The 14,196-nt window shown below is 70.0% G+C and carries 16 protein-coding genes; 11 read left to right on the plus strand and 5 right to left on the minus strand.

Features of this window, described 5'->3' with window-relative positions:
- Positions 1-39: 39 nt before the first annotated feature.
- The 3 genes from AC069I_RS10375 to AC069I_RS10385 are packed head-to-tail and all read left to right on the plus strand — an operon-like array spanning position 40 to position 1,263.
- Positions 40-435: a VOC family protein gene (locus tag AC069I_RS10375; RefSeq protein ID WP_340683479.1), complete on the plus strand. Its 396-nt coding sequence runs from the start codon at positions 40-42 to the stop codon at positions 433-435.
- 58 nt (positions 436-493) lie between these two features.
- Positions 494-898, plus strand: a complete 405-nt coding sequence (locus AC069I_RS10380; RefSeq protein WP_340683478.1) for a hypothetical protein — start codon at positions 494-496, stop codon at positions 896-898.
- Complete coding sequence (locus AC069I_RS10385; RefSeq protein WP_478265255.1) at positions 895-1,263, plus strand: hypothetical protein; 369 nt, start codon at positions 895-897, stop codon at positions 1,261-1,263. The genes AC069I_RS10380 and AC069I_RS10385 overlap by 4 nt, the downstream gene beginning before the upstream one ends.
- Here AC069I_RS10385 and AC069I_RS10390 read toward each other — a convergent pair.
- Positions 1,251-2,414: a DUF418 domain-containing protein gene (locus tag AC069I_RS10390; protein WP_478265256.1), complete on the minus strand. Its 1,164-nt coding sequence runs from the start codon at positions 2,412-2,414 to the stop codon at positions 1,251-1,253. The genes AC069I_RS10385 and AC069I_RS10390 overlap by 13 nt on opposite strands.
- Before the next feature lie 178 nt (positions 2,415-2,592).
- Here AC069I_RS10390 and AC069I_RS10395 point away from each other — a divergent pair, with 178 nt between their 5' ends.
- Entirely contained in the window at positions 2,593-3,549 is a 957-nt protein-coding gene (locus AC069I_RS10395; RefSeq protein ID WP_478225822.1) for an alpha/beta hydrolase, read from the plus strand.
- Here the strand turns inward: AC069I_RS10395 and AC069I_RS10400 are convergent.
- The gene (locus tag AC069I_RS10400; RefSeq protein WP_478265257.1) at positions 3,495-4,178 is read right to left on the minus strand and encodes a TetR/AcrR family transcriptional regulator; all 684 of its coding nucleotides are present in this window, start codon (positions 4,176-4,178) and stop codon (positions 3,495-3,497) included. The genes AC069I_RS10395 and AC069I_RS10400 overlap by 55 nt on opposite strands.
- 103 nt (positions 4,179-4,281) lie before the next feature.
- Here AC069I_RS10400 and AC069I_RS10405 point away from each other — a divergent pair, with 103 nt between their 5' ends.
- Entirely contained in the window at positions 4,282-4,707 is a 426-nt protein-coding gene (locus AC069I_RS10405) for a GNAT family N-acetyltransferase (protein WP_340683474.1), read from the plus strand.
- Positions 4,708-4,784: 77 nt separating this feature from the next.
- Here the strand turns inward: AC069I_RS10405 and AC069I_RS10410 are convergent, their stop codons facing one another.
- Entirely contained in the window at positions 4,785-5,318 is a 534-nt protein-coding gene (locus AC069I_RS10410; RefSeq protein ID WP_478265258.1) for a cysteine dioxygenase family protein, read from the minus strand.
- 92 nt (positions 5,319-5,410) lie between these two features.
- On the opposite strand from AC069I_RS10410, the gene AC069I_RS10415 reads away from it, so the two are divergent.
- Positions 5,411-6,280, plus strand: coding sequence for a LysR family transcriptional regulator (locus tag AC069I_RS10415; RefSeq protein ID WP_478225818.1), 870 nt, complete (start codon positions 5,411-5,413; stop codon positions 6,278-6,280).
- A 305-nt stretch (positions 6,281-6,585) separates the two neighbouring features.
- Here AC069I_RS10415 and AC069I_RS10420 read toward each other — a convergent pair whose 3' ends face one another.
- Positions 6,586-7,878 (minus strand): amidase family protein, encoded by a 1,293-nt coding sequence (locus AC069I_RS10420; RefSeq protein ID WP_478265259.1) that lies wholly within the window; start codon positions 7,876-7,878, stop codon positions 6,586-6,588.
- Positions 7,879-7,979: 101 nt separating this feature from the next.
- Between AC069I_RS10420 and AC069I_RS10425 the strand changes: the two genes are divergently transcribed.
- Genes AC069I_RS10425 through AC069I_RS10440 form a run of 4 tightly spaced genes read left to right on the plus strand, consistent with a single transcriptional unit; the run spans position 7,980 to position 12,728 of the window.
- Complete coding sequence (locus AC069I_RS10425) at positions 7,980-8,963, plus strand: ornithine cyclodeaminase (RefSeq protein ID WP_478265260.1); 984 nt, start codon at positions 7,980-7,982, stop codon at positions 8,961-8,963.
- Positions 8,954-10,300 carry a type III PLP-dependent enzyme domain-containing protein gene (locus tag AC069I_RS10430; protein ID WP_478265261.1) on the plus strand — a complete coding sequence of 449 codons (1,347 nt, stop codon included), beginning with the start codon at positions 8,954-8,956 and terminating at the stop codon, positions 10,298-10,300. The genes AC069I_RS10425 and AC069I_RS10430 overlap by 10 nt, the downstream gene beginning before the upstream one ends.
- Positions 10,297-11,349: a PLP-dependent cysteine synthase family protein gene (locus AC069I_RS10435; RefSeq protein ID WP_478225814.1), complete on the plus strand. Its 1,053-nt coding sequence runs from the start codon at positions 10,297-10,299 to the stop codon at positions 11,347-11,349. Before AC069I_RS10430 ends, AC069I_RS10435 begins: the two co-directional genes overlap by 4 nt.
- The gene (locus AC069I_RS10440) at positions 11,346-12,728 is read left to right on the plus strand and encodes an MATE family efflux transporter (protein ID WP_478265262.1); all 1,383 of its coding nucleotides are present in this window, start codon (positions 11,346-11,348) and stop codon (positions 12,726-12,728) included. Before AC069I_RS10435 ends, AC069I_RS10440 begins: the two co-directional genes overlap by 4 nt.
- On the opposite strand, the gene AC069I_RS10445 is transcribed toward AC069I_RS10440, so the two are convergent.
- Positions 12,704-13,642, minus strand: coding sequence for a hypothetical protein (locus AC069I_RS10445; protein WP_478265263.1), 939 nt, complete (start codon positions 13,640-13,642; stop codon positions 12,704-12,706). The two genes, AC069I_RS10440 and AC069I_RS10445, sit on opposite strands and share 25 nt — an antisense overlap.
- A 127-nt stretch (positions 13,643-13,769) precedes the next feature.
- Between AC069I_RS10445 and AC069I_RS10450 the strand changes: the two genes are divergently transcribed.
- Positions 13,770-14,195: a Fur family transcriptional regulator gene (locus AC069I_RS10450; protein WP_478265264.1), complete on the plus strand. Its 426-nt coding sequence runs from the start codon at positions 13,770-13,772 to the stop codon at positions 14,193-14,195.
- Position 14,196 lies beyond the last annotated feature (1 nt).

Here is a 14,196-nt window from a genome sequence, read left to right on the forward strand (position 1 = left end):
GGGACCACCCGGCACCCGAAACGTCCTGGAGGGCATGTCATGGCCATCGCGCAAATCTACGTCAACCTGCCGGTCACCGACCTGGAGGCGAGCACGAAGGTCTACCTGGCGATGGGGGGAACGGTCAATCCCGATTTCAGTGGTGACACCTCCGTCCAGGTGGCGTTCGCCGACACGATCCTGGTGCAGCTGATGACCCGTGAGACGTTCGCGACGTTCACCAAGCGGTCCACATCGGACGGACCGATCGAGGTGATCAACGCACTGGCCGCCGGATCGCGCGAAGAAGTGGACCGCCTGGCCGACGCGGCGCTGGCCGCGGGTGCCACCGAGCCACGCGAGGCCCAGGACATGGGCTGGCTGTACAACCGGGCCGTCGACGACCCGGACGGCCACTGCTGGGAGCTGCTGGCCTACGACCCGAGCGCCCTGTGACGGACCGCACGGGTCCCCGCGTTGACCTCGAGTTCGGTCGAGGTCCGACCATGAGGCCATGACCCTCGAAGCAGACGAAATGCTCCTGTTCCGGAACACCATGCGGATCACCGACGGCCACCTGGAGGAGTTCACCGCCGCCGTCCGGGAAGCCATCGACTTCGTCGAGCGCAACGCGCCGCAGGTCATGGTGCAGACGTTCGTGGACGCCGATCGCATGCTGGCCTACAGCTACCAGATGTACGCCGATTCGGACGCGGTCCTCGAACACTGGCGGATCTCCGAGAACCACATCAACGCCGTGTCGGCGCACTGCACGGTGGTGGACTTCCAAGTGCACGGCTCGCCGGACGAACGAGTGCTGGCGGGGATGCGCGGCATGATCGACGACGGCACCGCTGTCGTCACACCACGGATCGCGGGTTTCGTGCGCCCTCTGCCGAGTCCGCGGGCTGGTCGATGACATCCGCTGACGCGGCCATTCCGCCGACGCTGCTGAGCGCGGTCGTGGCGATCGGCCGCCAGGCCAGGCGGCCGGTCTCGGCCTGGTTCTCGGGGACCGGGCTCCTCGACGACGTCGATGTCCGCGTGGCGCTGGATCAAGCCAGGACGGTGCTCCGCAGGGCCGTCGCGGCGATACCCGACCGGCCACTCGGCCTCGAGGTCACTTCACCGCGGAGAGGCTGGACGGAGTGCGGGAGCCTGATCGCGCCGGAGCGGACCGGGCCCGGAGTCGTGGCCGCGGTGGAGACGCTGCTGAACACGCACCTCCGCTTCGGTGCTGAAGGACTACACGGCCGTCGCACGCTGAGCCGTCATCGCGCGTAGAGGCGATGCATGAGCAGTTCCAAGGGGCCGCGGTCGAAGCGCCGGAGCCACAGGACGGCGAAGCCGATGTTCGTCAGCCCGACGAAGACCCAGAGGCCGACGATCCACCATGGACGGACATCCGCGAAACGCTCGGCGAGGCCGAGACCCCAGCCGTAACACAGGGCGCCGGCCAGCAGGTTCTGCAGTACGTAACAGGAGAGCGCGGTGCGGCCGACCGCGATCAGTCCACTTCGGACCGCTCCGGGCCGCTCGCGCATCCGGAGGGTGAGGTGCGTGACCAGGGCGAGCAGGCCCACGGCGACGAGCGGGGGCAACAGGTACCGGTCGACGAGCAGCCAGTCCGGGCCGCCGAACCCGGTCAGCACGTTCAGCGGCAGGCCGACGGCGAAGCCGAGTACGAGCAGGCGCGAGCGGAGCCGTGCTCCCTTGTCCGTGTCGTCGAAAACGCCTGCCCTGCGGAGGCGGGAACCCAGCAGGAACAAGACGACGGCGGAGGGCACGATCAGCACGATCTCCGCCCGCAGCAAGAAGAAATCGTTCAGCCGGACGGCGACCTGTTCGGGCCAGTTCGCGGTCGCGGAGGGGGCGACCGGGGCAGGCTCTCCGGAGACCTCCGGTGTGGCGACGAGCAACGCGGTCGCGGCGAGCAAAAGCGCCACGTACGTGCCGCCCACCACGACGACGACGTTCCGCACGACCCGATCGTTCCGGCCGACGAGGTACGCGACGAGCAGCGAGGTGAGCCCGTAGGCCATGAGCACGTCGCCTTCGAACACGAGCAGGAAGTGCGCGACCCCTTCCAGGAACAGAATTCCCGCCCGGAGCGGATACCTGCCCGGCCAGGGGGCACCGCGCCGCCGGGCGGACTGGTACTGCAATTCCAGGCCCACGCCGAACAGGATCGTCAGCAGCGCGAGGAACTTGCCGTTGGTCAGCACACGTAAGCCGACCTCGGCCCGCTCGGCGAAGGTCGTCGCTGTGCCGACGAAGTCTTGGAAGAAACCCGCGGGCCCGCCGGGATGGGCGAACAGGAACACGTTCGTGCCGAACGTGCCGAGTATCGCCACCCCTCGGAGCAGGTCCAGAGAGGAGATCCGCCCGCCGCGGGAATGCCGCGCGGCAGCGACTGCCGACGTCTGGTGACTCATGGTGTCGAGCCTGTCACCGCACGCTTCCGGCTTCGTCCGTCGTTAGGACGACTCCGCCCCGTCACTTCGTAGCACGCCTGATCGGTGATGCGCTTGCCGTTGCACGCACTGCGTGCATAATGGCGAAGGGGTCCTGGCCAAGACGAGCCCGGTGTGAAGCCGGAGGGGAGCGGAAGAGATGACCGACGAGATCGCCGCCGAGCTACGACCGCGGGAGCCGGACTTCTCGACGATCACGACCGAGGAGCTGATGGCCTACCGTGAAGCGGAAAACCGGGCACGGGCGTCCAAGGCGGCCCGGGCGTTCCTCGGGGAGCCGGACGACGGCGCCCTGATCGACTGGCGGGAGATCGCGTTGCCCGGCCGCGATCTGCCGGTCCGGGTGTACCGCCCGGCCGTCGGCGGCGACGTCGCCCTGCCGCTCGTGGTCCACGTCCACGGAGGCTGCTTCGTCGGTACCGCGGTGCAATGCGACTGGCCCAACAGTCATTTCGCCGCGCGGCTGCCCGCGGTGGTGGTTTCGGTCGAGCATCGCCTCGTCTCGCCGGGGGTTCCGCTCCCGTTCGCGGCCGACGACGGCTGGGACACGCTGGTGCACGTGGTGCGTCACGCCGCCGAATGGGGTGTCGACCCGGAACGGGTGGCCGTGGTCGGCGAGAGCTTCGGTGGGTTGATCAGCGCGCTGACCGCCATCCGGTCCAGGGAGGGCGGTCCGCGGCTCAAGGCGCAGGTACTGGTCAATCCGGCGGTCGACGTGACCGAGTCGATGTACGACCATCCCTCGATCGCCGAGTACGCCTACAGCCCGACCCGGGCACTGCCCCAACTCCAGCTCGTCCAACGGCTTTCGGTCCCGCCGGGGGTCGACGCCCGCGCGTGGTCGCCCATCCATGCCGACGACCTGAGCGGACTCGCGCCCGCGCTCGTGGTGGTGCCCACCCGCGACGCCCTCGCGGATCACGGTCGCCGCTACGCGGAACGGCTGCGCGAAGCCGGGACCGAGGTGCGGCTTTCCGAATATCCGGGAGCGAGGCACGGATTCCTCACGTTGCCCGGGGTGGAGCCGCAGGCCGCGGCCGCTCAGGCGGAGATATCCGAGTTCCTGCGCGAGGCGCTCGCTTCGACCTCGATCTGATCGAGGTGCGCGGCGAGGATGTCCGCGTAGGCGTCCCGGCGGTCGGCGCCGAGCGGGAGGATTTCACGGGCGAAACGGGCCACCGCGGGGAAGCGTTCCGGGTCGGCCCCGAGGACGGCGACCCGGAACGCTTCCATGCCGTGCTCGCGCTCTTCCGCGGCGAGGGTGCCGATACCGCCGTCCGCGGCGTTCAGCGCGGTCACGAGAACCGCGATCCGGTGATAGTGGGCGGGGACCCGCTCATCGGGCAGACCTGATGAGCGCAAAGCCTGGAGCAGCGCTTCCATGACGGCACGCGATCCGCCGCCGCCCGAGGCGTAGCGCCCCCAGACGGTGGCGATCTGGGGCTGCCGGGCGAAGACCTCGCGGAGCCGGAACGCGATGTCGGTGACGCACTGTTTCCAGTCGCCTACGGGTTCGTAGCCCTCCATGGCCGTGAGGAGGGCGCGGTCGGCGACGGCGCGCAGGAGTTCGGTCTTGTTCCGGAAATGCCGGTACAGACTCGAGGAATCGGTGCCGAGCACCGCGGCGAGCTTGCGCACGCTGAACGCCTCCGCGTCGCCGCCCTCCAGGAGTTTTCCTGCCGCGTCGAGGATGTCGTCGCTGGACCAGCGCCGTCGACCTGTCATCACCGGTACTTCTTCCTGTCGCCGTCAGTGGCACAGTTTACGATCGCACGCGCCGGGTGCAACGCCGTCGGCGCGCTGGTTCCCGGGAAAGGGGCAAACGGTCATGGACGACTCCTACCGCCTGGAAGCAGGCTCACCGTCGGTCGACGACTACCTGCGGCTGCGCCGCGAGGCGGGCCTCACCGAACCGGCGAGGGAGCAGGCCGAGCGTGGGGTCGACGGCGCTTGGGCCTCGGTCAAGGTGATCCACCGGGCCACCGATGAGACCGTCGGGATGGGCCGGGTGATCAGCGACGGCGGATGGTACTTCCACATCGTCGACATGGCCGTCCTCCCCGCCCATCAGCGGCGCGGTATCGGGGACGCCGTCCTCGACGCCCTCCTCGCCGAGATCGACGCCGCGGCTCCGGGCGCGTACGTCAATCTTCTCGGTGACCCACCCGGGTGGCGGCTTTACCGGCGCCATGGTTTCGTCGAGACCGCTCCCGGGACCGTCGGTATGCGGCGCACGATCGAGGGGAACTCCTGACAAAAGTCCGCGCCGGGAATTGACCGGGTGCCGGTGCCGGAGGCAATAGGCGAAATGGACCCAAACGCTTACGCCTTTTACTGCGAATCGGCGCGCATCCGGTAATTGCGGCGCACACTGGTCCCCTTGGCGAGGTCGGCGCCGTAGACGTGCAAGGTGATGGCGACGGTGTCGCCTTCGTTGTGCACCTGGTGGATGTCGTCGGGTGGCGCGACGCCGCTGACCGACCCGGCGGGCCGCCGCCGCTGCGCCGTCCGGACGAGCCGGTCGCCGTCGATGTCGAAGATGTTCTCGGTCTCGGTTCCTTGGAGGACAAGGAATGTGCACCACACCAGGTGATCGTGGATCTCGGTGAGCTGGCCGGGCCGCCAGACCAGCGCGACGATCGAGAAGGCGGACTCGGTGTGCAGGGTGGTGCGGGTGTACCCCTCGGCGGACCCGGCTCGTTCCGCCGCGGTGAGCAGCCGCGAAGTCGGCCGGAGTTCGGTGAGAACGGCCGCCACGGCCTGCGCGGTGGCCAGGGGTTCCGACGTTCTTCCGGTGCATTGGCGAAGACGTTTTATCAGCTCGGCGAGGCCGGGTCTGGCGGCGGTTTCGGGTGCGACGGTCATTTGTTCTCCTTCTTGTCGCTTCTCATCGTGTTCCGTTGTCCGCCCGGCGTCCAATGATGAAGTTCTTCCCTTCGTATAGGTATTCTTTATCCATGCTGAACCTGGTGCAGCTCACGGTGCTGGCGGCGGTCGCCAGGCACGGTTCGATGACCGCGGCGGCGAAGGAACTGCATTACACGCAGCCGGCGGTGAGCCACCATCTCGCGAGGTTGGAGGCCGCGACGGGGGCGAAGCTGGTCCAGCGGATCGGCCGCGGCATCCGGCTCACACCCGAGGGCGAACTGCTCGCCGCGCGCGCGGCCGAGATCGTCGGCCGGGTCGAAGGCGCCGAGGCCGAGCTGGCCGCGCAGGTGGGCTTGCGCGCCGGGCGGGTCCGGCTGGCGGGGTTCCAGTCGATCCTGAGCACCGTCGTCCCCGATGCGGCCGCCGCGCTGGCCCGCGACCATCCCGGACTCGAATTGGGACTGGTCGACGAACATCCGGGTGAAGCGCTGCGCATGCTGCGGGAAGGGCGGATCGACGTCGCCCTGATCTTCCGGTACGCCGACACTCCGCGCGAGGAGCGGGGACTCCGGCTGGTGCACCTGCTGGAGGATCCGATCTACCTGCTCACCAGCGAACCGGGGCAGACCATCGCCGATCACCGCGACTCGACCTGGATCGGCGGCTGCGCCCGATGCCAGGACGAACTCGTCACGATCTGCGGGCGGGCCGGGTTCGCTCCGCGGATCTCGATGGTGAGCGACGACATCGTCGTCATGCAGGCGCTGGTCGCGGCCCGGATGGGCGTGACCACGCTGCCGCGGCTCGCCCTCCGCGCCCACCGGATGCCGGGCGTCCACGCCACCGAACTGGCCGAGGATCCCCGCCAGATCTACGCCGTCACCTACGGCGACCCACCCGACCCGCCCGCCGCGGTCGCGCTCATCGACGCACTCCGGGCCAGCATCCGGGCCCGGTGAGTCGACTTCGGCCCTGGGTCTCGTGAGTGGTAAGGACGGTTCTAACCGTCCTTACCACTCACGAGGCATGCCCCACCGCGCCACCGCCACCCTTGCTCGCCCCTGCACCCCTTCCTGCGGCGCCGCTGTGACTGCTGAGGCTGCTGGTGTTGCTGGGGCTGCGGGTGGCGATCGCGTAGTCCGTGAAGGCCTCCTTCCCTACCTTCAGGGTAGGGAAGGAGGCCTTCACGGACCTGCGACGTCCTTACCACTCACGAGGCAGGGCGGCGAACGCGGTGGTCGGAGCCAGTGTCTCTTGTGGACGGTCACGGGCCATCGAGGATCCGTTCGACGAAAGCTCCGGCCGCCAGCAGGTTCCGGTCATCGCCGACGGCGCCGTCGAGGGCCAGCCCGGCGGGCAGGCCGTCGCGGTCGCGCCCCATCGGGACGGTCAGTCCCGGGAAGCCCGCGATGCTGCCGGGCTGGCAATTGCGGATGAAGGTCGGGAAGGTCGGGACCGCGCGCCCGCGGTGGGCGAACTTCTCGACGGCCGAGAAATCCCGGGCTGTCGCGGGGGTGGTGGGGAAGGCCAGCGCGTCGATCCCGCTGTCGGTGAAGATCTTCGCGTAGGCGTCACGCAAGGCCGAGCGGGTGGCGAGCGCCGCCTCGTAGACGGCCGGCTCGACACCCGGCACGATCGCCTCGGCGAAGATCGCCCGGACGTCGGCCGCGGCGACTTCGGCGACGAGCCGTTCGAAGGAGACCGCGGGCACGTATTCGGCGAGGTAGGACCGGAGTGCGACGCCCGCTTCATGGATCACCAGCGGCATTCCCTGGTCGGCGACGAGTTCGGCGAGGGATGTGTCGTCGATCGGCACGAGGACGACTCCTGCCGAACGCAACCGGGCGAGCGCGGCGTCCCATAGTTCTTCGACGTCCTCGGCGAGGTCACCGGTCAGGAAGCCGTGCGGCACACCCAGCCGGATCGCTGAACTCTCGATCAAGGGTTCCGGCGCTTCTCCCGCGAGCACCGCGTCGAGAAGGGCGAGATCGGCGACCGTGCGGGCGATCGGCCCGGCCGTGTCCCGGGTGGTGCTCAACGGGGTCATACCGCCGGACGGATAGCGGCCCGAGGTCGGCCGGAAACCGCAAACCCCGTTGAGCGCGGCGGGAACACGCACCGAACCCCCGGTGTCGGTGGCCAGTCCCGCCGGAACGATGCCCGCCGCGACGGCGACCGCGGTCCCGCCGCTGCTTCCCCCGGCGAACCGGGACGGGTCGCGGGCGTTGCGCACCGGGCCCAGCGGGGTCGTGTCGCAGGTGATGCCGAACGCGAGTTCGTGCATGGCCGCCTTGCCGATGACGACGGCGCCCGCGTCGACCAGGCGCCGGACCACCTCCGCGTGCTCGCGCGGAACGTGGTCCGCCAGCGCCGGGGTGCCCGCGGTGTTCGGCATCCCCGCGACGTGGATGTTGTCCTTGACCACCAACGGGATACCGGTGAGCGGGCCACTCGTCTCCGGTGTGCCGTCGTCCGTCGCGAGATGGCTGATCGCGTTGAGGTGCCGGACTTCTTCCGCGCGCGAGCGGCTTTTCGAAGCGCTCCAAGGTCCACTCACGGTCGCCAGCCTAGCGTGACAAGAACCACAGTCACTGAAAAAGACAATCGTTTTCATTAAGCTGCGGCGCGCCACCTTCCCACGAGAAAGGTCGATCGTTCATGAGCTCTGGTCCCTCGCTGCACATTCTCACGCGCTCGGATCTGCGCAACCTCGAACTCACCCCGGACGAGGCGATCACCATGGTCGAAGACGGCTACCTGGCGTACGCGTCCGGAGCCTCGCGGAACCCGGCGAAGCTGATGGTGCCGATGCCGGATCCCGCGCGGGACGCCGTCGCGTACTCGATGCTCGGCTACGACGGCTCCCTCGAGCAGGCCGCGTTCAAGACGAGCTACCGCCAAGGCAGCACGTCGGCCGAGAAGTACTACACGACGATCACCCTCTACGACGACACCACCGGTCTGCCGTTCGCGCTCATGGACTGCCACCGCGTCGGCGCCACCCGCACGCCCGCCAGCACCGCGCTGATCGCGCGTTCCTGCGCCCGGCCCGGCGCGCGAGCCGCGCTCATGGTCGGCACCGGCGCACAGGGGATCCGGACGCTGCCGTACCTGCTCACCGCGCTGCCGGAACTGGAGCGGCTCCGGTTGTTCGGCACGCATCCCGACGGCCTGCGCGACAGCGTCGCCGCGGTGAAGGAGCGGTTCCCGGACCGCGAGGTCGAACTCGTCGACGACGTGGAGGCCGCGGCGCGTGAGTCCGACATCGTGGTCGCGGCCTCGGGCCGCGCGGCCCACCCGAAGATCCGGCTCGGCTGGCTGCCGCCGGGCGGGCTGCTGATCTCGGTCGCCAGCAAGGGAGTCCAGGAGGGCACGCTCGCCGAGGCCGACTACACCGTGGCCACCAGCGGCGCGCAGGTCGAGGTGACCGGGCAGCGGATGGCGGGCCCGGACGGCGTGTTCCGGATCGACGCCGAACTGCCGGAGATCCTCGCCGGTCGCGCGCCCGGCCGTCGCGTCGACGACGACCGGGTGTTCGCCTTCAGCAGCGGCATGATCATCACCGACATCCCGGTGGCGCACGCGCTGGCCGCCCGTGCCATCGCGGCGGGCCGCGGCCGCGAGGTGGCCCTGTGGACCTGATCGACACCCTTTCCCCGCCCCTGCCCGCGCTCGAACGCCCGTGGGCGCCGCGTTTGCGTGACTCGGACACCCTGTGGGAGATGGCCCGCGCTGTCGGCGGCGGGCCGTTCCACGTGGTCCATCCGGCCACTTTCGCCGAGAACCTCGGGGGAATGGTCGCGGCGCTCGCGGCCGAGCGCGTCGAAGGCACCGTCTACTACGGGAAGAAGGCCAACAAGGCGGCGGCGTGGCTGCGGGAATGCGCCCGGCCCGGCACGGGCGTCGACGTCGCGAGCGTGCCCGAACTGGTGCACGCCCTCGGCAACGGCCTGCGCGGGGAGGCGATCGGGGTCACCGGCGCCGCCAAACCGGACGGCCTGCTCTGGCTCGCCCTGCGGCATCGCTGCCTCATCGCGGTGGACGCGGCCGACGAACTGGAACGCGTCGCGCGCATGGCCATCGAACTCGGGGAGACGGCCCAGGTGCTGCTGCGGGTGAGGCCGCCGTCCGCGCCGGAGAGCAGGTTCGGCTTCGCGCCCGACGCCTTGAAAGCGGCTGTGCGGCAGTGCGCCGAATCGGTCGTCCTGCGCGGTTTCTCGTTCCATCTCGACGGCTACGCGCCCGAGCCGCGGGCGGAACTGGCCGCGTACCTGATCGATCTGTGCCACGACGCCCGCGCGCTCGGCCGGCCCGCGTCGAAGATCAGTATCGGCGGCGGGATCGCCGTGTCCTATGTGGACGCCGGTGACTGGGCGCGGTTCGAGTCCGGCAGGCACGACGGCTGGTTCCACGCCGGCCGCAACCCGGCCCGGACCTACCCGTACCACCAGGCGCCTGCCGGGGCGGCCATGGTGACCGCGATCCTGCGGCACGAGATCGCCGGGAAACCGCTCGCGGAGCGCCTGCGCGCGGCCGGGATCGAGCTGCTGCTCGAACCGGGCCGGGCCCTCGTCGACGGCGCCGGGTTCTCGGTGTTCCCGGTGCTGGGCTGCAAACCCGCCGAAGACCACCTGATCACCACGGTCGCGGGTCTGTCCATGAGCCTGTCCGAACAGTGGAAGGGCAGCGAATTCCTGCCCGACCCGCTCCTCGTGAGCCGGGGAGCAGTCGACGGCACGCCGGTACGCACCGTCGTCGCCGGTTCGAGCTGCATGGAGTACGACGTGCTGACCTGGCGCGCGGTCGAGCTGCCCGCGCGGCCGAGGACCGGCGATCTGCTCGTGTACCCCAACACGGCCGGCTACCAGATGGACAAGAACGAGAGCGGCTTCCATCAGCTTCCCCTGCCCCCGAAGGTGGTGGTCGACGGCGACCGCTGGCATGTCGACACCGACTACCCGATCCAGGAGATCCGATGACGATCGTCCGGCGCGCGTCCGAGCTGATCGGGAACACGCCGCTGCTGGAGCTCGCGCGCACCGGCACCGGGACGCGTCTCCTGCTCAAACTCGACCACCTCAACCCGACCGGCTCGTGCAAGGTGCGCATGGCCAGGCAGATGATCGACGAGGCGGAACTCGAAGGACGGCTGCGGCCGGGCGGGCATATCGTCGAACCCACCTCCGGCAACACCGGCAACGGGCTCGCGCTGGTGGCGCTGGAACGCGGCTACCGGTTCACCGCGGTGGTCGACCACCACGCCGCCCGGGAGAAGCTCCGGATGCTGCGCGCGCTCGGCGCGGAACTGGTGTTCGTCGACGGCCCGCCGGACGGCGGGGTCAGTTCGGTCCAGCGGCGGCGGGTCGCGGCCCGGATCGCCGCGGAAACCGGCGCCTACCATCCGGATCAGCACAACCATCCCGGAAACGGCAACGGGTACGCCGGTCTGGCGCGGGAACTGCTCGGGCAGCTCGGCGACGTCGACGTGCTCGTCGCGGCGATCGGTACCGGCGGCTCCCTGTGCGGGACGGCGCGCTTCCTGCGCGCGGCGGGGGCGGGCACCCGCGCGGTCGCGGTCGAACCCGTCGGCTCGATCATCTTCGGTGGCGCGCCGGGGATCTACCACCAGACCGGGGCGGGCAGTCCGGCCGGTTTCCCGGTCGGGGACAACGTCGACCGGTCGGTGATCGACGAAGCCCATCGAGTGTCCGACAGCGACGCCTTCGCCGGGGCTCGCGTCGTCGCCCGGCGCACGGGCGTCCTGGTCGGCGGGACCACCGGCGGCGCGATCCACGTCGCGCTCCGGCGGCTCTACGCGTATCCGGCCGGGAGCGTCGTCGTGGTGCTGTGCAACGACGCGGGGGAGAAGTACCTCGACTCGGTCTACGACGACGAATGGCTGCGTGCCAGGGGAGTGCTCGACGAACTGGCCCATCGCCGGATGGAGCGCTGGTTCGCCACCTACGCCGCGTCCGTGCGAGCGGCCACCCGCGACCGGACGGCTCGTCCGGTGGCGGTGGGCGTATGAGCACGGCGGTGGCGGCCCGCGGATACCGCGCGCTCGTCGCGCTGGCCGCGCCCATCGCGGGAATCCAGCTGGCGCAGGTGGCGCTCACCAGTGTCGACCTGGCCATGCTCGGGCTGCTCGGCGTGACCGCGGTGGCGGCGGGCGGGCTGGCGATCCTGCTCTACAACCAGATCCGCACCATGTGCGTCGGCATGGTCACCGGCGTCGGGAATCTCGTGGCCACGGCGGCCGGGGCGGGGGAACTCCGCACCGGCACCGGTGAACTCGACGAGCGGGCGCGGGACGAGATCCGGTCGCTCCTGCGGTCCGCGCTGCTCGTCGCAACCCTGACCGCGGCGGTGGGCGCGTCCATCCTTTGTGGACTGGCGGCCGCCTTGCCGTTGCTCGGGCAGAAACCGGAGATCGTGTCGCTCGCCAGGGCGATGATGTTCGCGCTGGCGGGCGGGCTGTTCCCCATGGTGTGGCTGAACGTGATGCGCCAGTTCGCCGTCGGGCTGCGGCGCCCGGGTTCCCTCCTCGCCGTGACCTTGGTGTCGATCGCGGTCAACGCCTTCCTCAACGCGGCGTTCGTCTACGGCTGGGCGGGCCTGCCCGAGCTGGGCGTCGCCGGGATCGGCCTGGCGACGACGCTGGTCCAGTTCTTCACGCTCGCCGTGTTCGCCTCGGCCGTCAGGCGGGATCCCCTGCTGCGTCCCATGGTTTCGCTCGCGCTCTGGCGCGCGGATCCGGTGGTGGCCCGGCGCATCGTCCGGCACGGGACCCCGATCTGTTTCACCTACGGGTCGGAAGCCGCGATCACCTCGATCGCGACCATGCTGATGGGCGCCTTCGGCCCGGCGATGCTCGCCGCGTCGAACGTCGCGAACCAGCTCGCGTACATCGTCTACCAGGCCAACATCGGCCTGTCGCAGGGATCGTCCATTTTGGTCAGTCGCGCGGTCGCCCACGGCGATCGCGGGCGGGCGCCGGTGATCGCCCGCCAGGCGCTCACCCTTTCCTGGTCACTCATGGCGGTGGTGAGCCTGGCGTACCTGGTGGTGCCGGAGGTGCTGTTGTGGCCGTTCCTGCACGACGAGGCCGATACGGTGGTGGTCGGCACGGCGTCGGCCCTGCTGGTGTTCGCCATCGCGCAGCAGTACAGCAAGGGAACGCAGAACATCCTCGTCGGGTTGCTGCGTGGGCTCGGTGACACCGTTTCCGGCCTCCGCTGCACTCTCGTGGGGTACTGGGCGGTGGGTGTGCCGGCGATGTTCTTGTGCGCCTACGTGTTCGCTTGGGGCGGCTGGGGTGTCTGGGCCGGTCTGTGTCTCGGCTTCGCGGCGACCGCGGTCCTGCTCGGACGGCGGTTCGCCGGTCAAGGACTCGGTTCGGCGCGATAGCCGTCGATCCGGGCGAGCAGGTCGCGGGACGCTGGATCGGTGTGTCGGCGCGGGAGGGCCGCCAGCGGCGCGAGCCGATCCTTGGTGCGGGTGGAACCGAGGCCGCGCGCGAGGTCCAGCGCCTCGGTGCCGGTGCGGACGGCTTGGTCGAAATCGCCCTGGAGCGCGTGGTTCTGCGCGAGCATGATCAAGGTGAGCGCGAGGCTGCGGGACATTTCCTTGCCGTAGCCGCCGACGGCGTCGCGTAGCCGCGCGATCGCCTCTTCGCTGTGCCGGGAGGTGGCCGTCCTGGCCAATTCGGTCAGGACGGTCCCGTGCATCGCGCCCATGTCCGTGGTGCCGAAGAAGGCTTCCCAGGGGCGTGCCGCCGCCCAGGTGTCCGCGCTCTCGAACTGACACCCCGCCCGTGTCAAGCTCGCGAGGGCGGCGCGCTCGTCACCTGCCTTGGCCAGTGCCCACGCCTCGTTGATCGTCAGGATCGCCTGTGCTCGCAGGGAACCGGAGCGATGGGCGGCGGCATTGCCCTGGCGGAGATGGTCCAACCCGCCCTCGACGTCGTCATGGTGCAGCGCCAGCCTGCCGAGGCGGTAACAGATGTTGGCCATGAGATTGTCGTTGCCCGCCGCGGCGGCGAGACCGAGCGCGCGGTCGAACCGGAGCCGCGCCGGAATCCGGCGGCCGATGTCGAATTCCGTCCAGCCGAGCAGATTGTGCAGATCGGCGAGCACCGTCAGCAGCCGCGACCGGAGCGTGCCGGGGACCGTCCCCCAATTGAGCGGCAGGCTGACCGATTTCACGACGTGCACCGCGTCGTGGGAAAAAGCGCCGCCCTGCCGGTAGTCCAGCGCGCGCAGGACGTCGACGGCGTTTTCGAGACTTTCGACGTCGGTGGTGCCTCTTCCGGTCGTTGTCATGGACTCACCTCACGCAAGTCATGGCCCGGTTCACCGGCTACCCGGAGTCGCCCGGCCCGAAACCGGCCCTCACTCCTCGGGGGTCTTGATTTGACCGGTTCCAGAGACGCTCTTATCGTCCATGGTGATGTCCGACTTCGAGGCACAGCTGCGAGCGGTTTCGCTGCGCGTGACTCGGCCCCGGCTGGCCGTGCTCGCGGCGCTGCGCGATCATCCGCACGTCGACACCGAAACGGTGATAGCGCTGGTGCGGGCCGACCTTCCCACGGTCTCCCACCAGGCGGTCTACGACGTGTTGCGGGCGCTCACCGAAACCGGTCTGATCCGGCGTATCCAGCCCGCCGGCGCGCTCGCCCGTTACGAGACCCGGGTGGGGGACAACCATCACCATGTCGTCTGCCGTTCCTGCGGTGCGATCGCGGACGTCGACTGCGCCGTCGGACATGCCCCCTGTCTCACCGCCTCGGACGATCACGGGTTCGTGATCGAGGAGGCGGAGGTCGTCTACTGGGGCCTGTGCCCCGGCTGCGCGGCCGACCCCGTCCAGCGATGAA

The organism is Amycolatopsis sp. NPDC043885 (assembly GCF_056435685.1).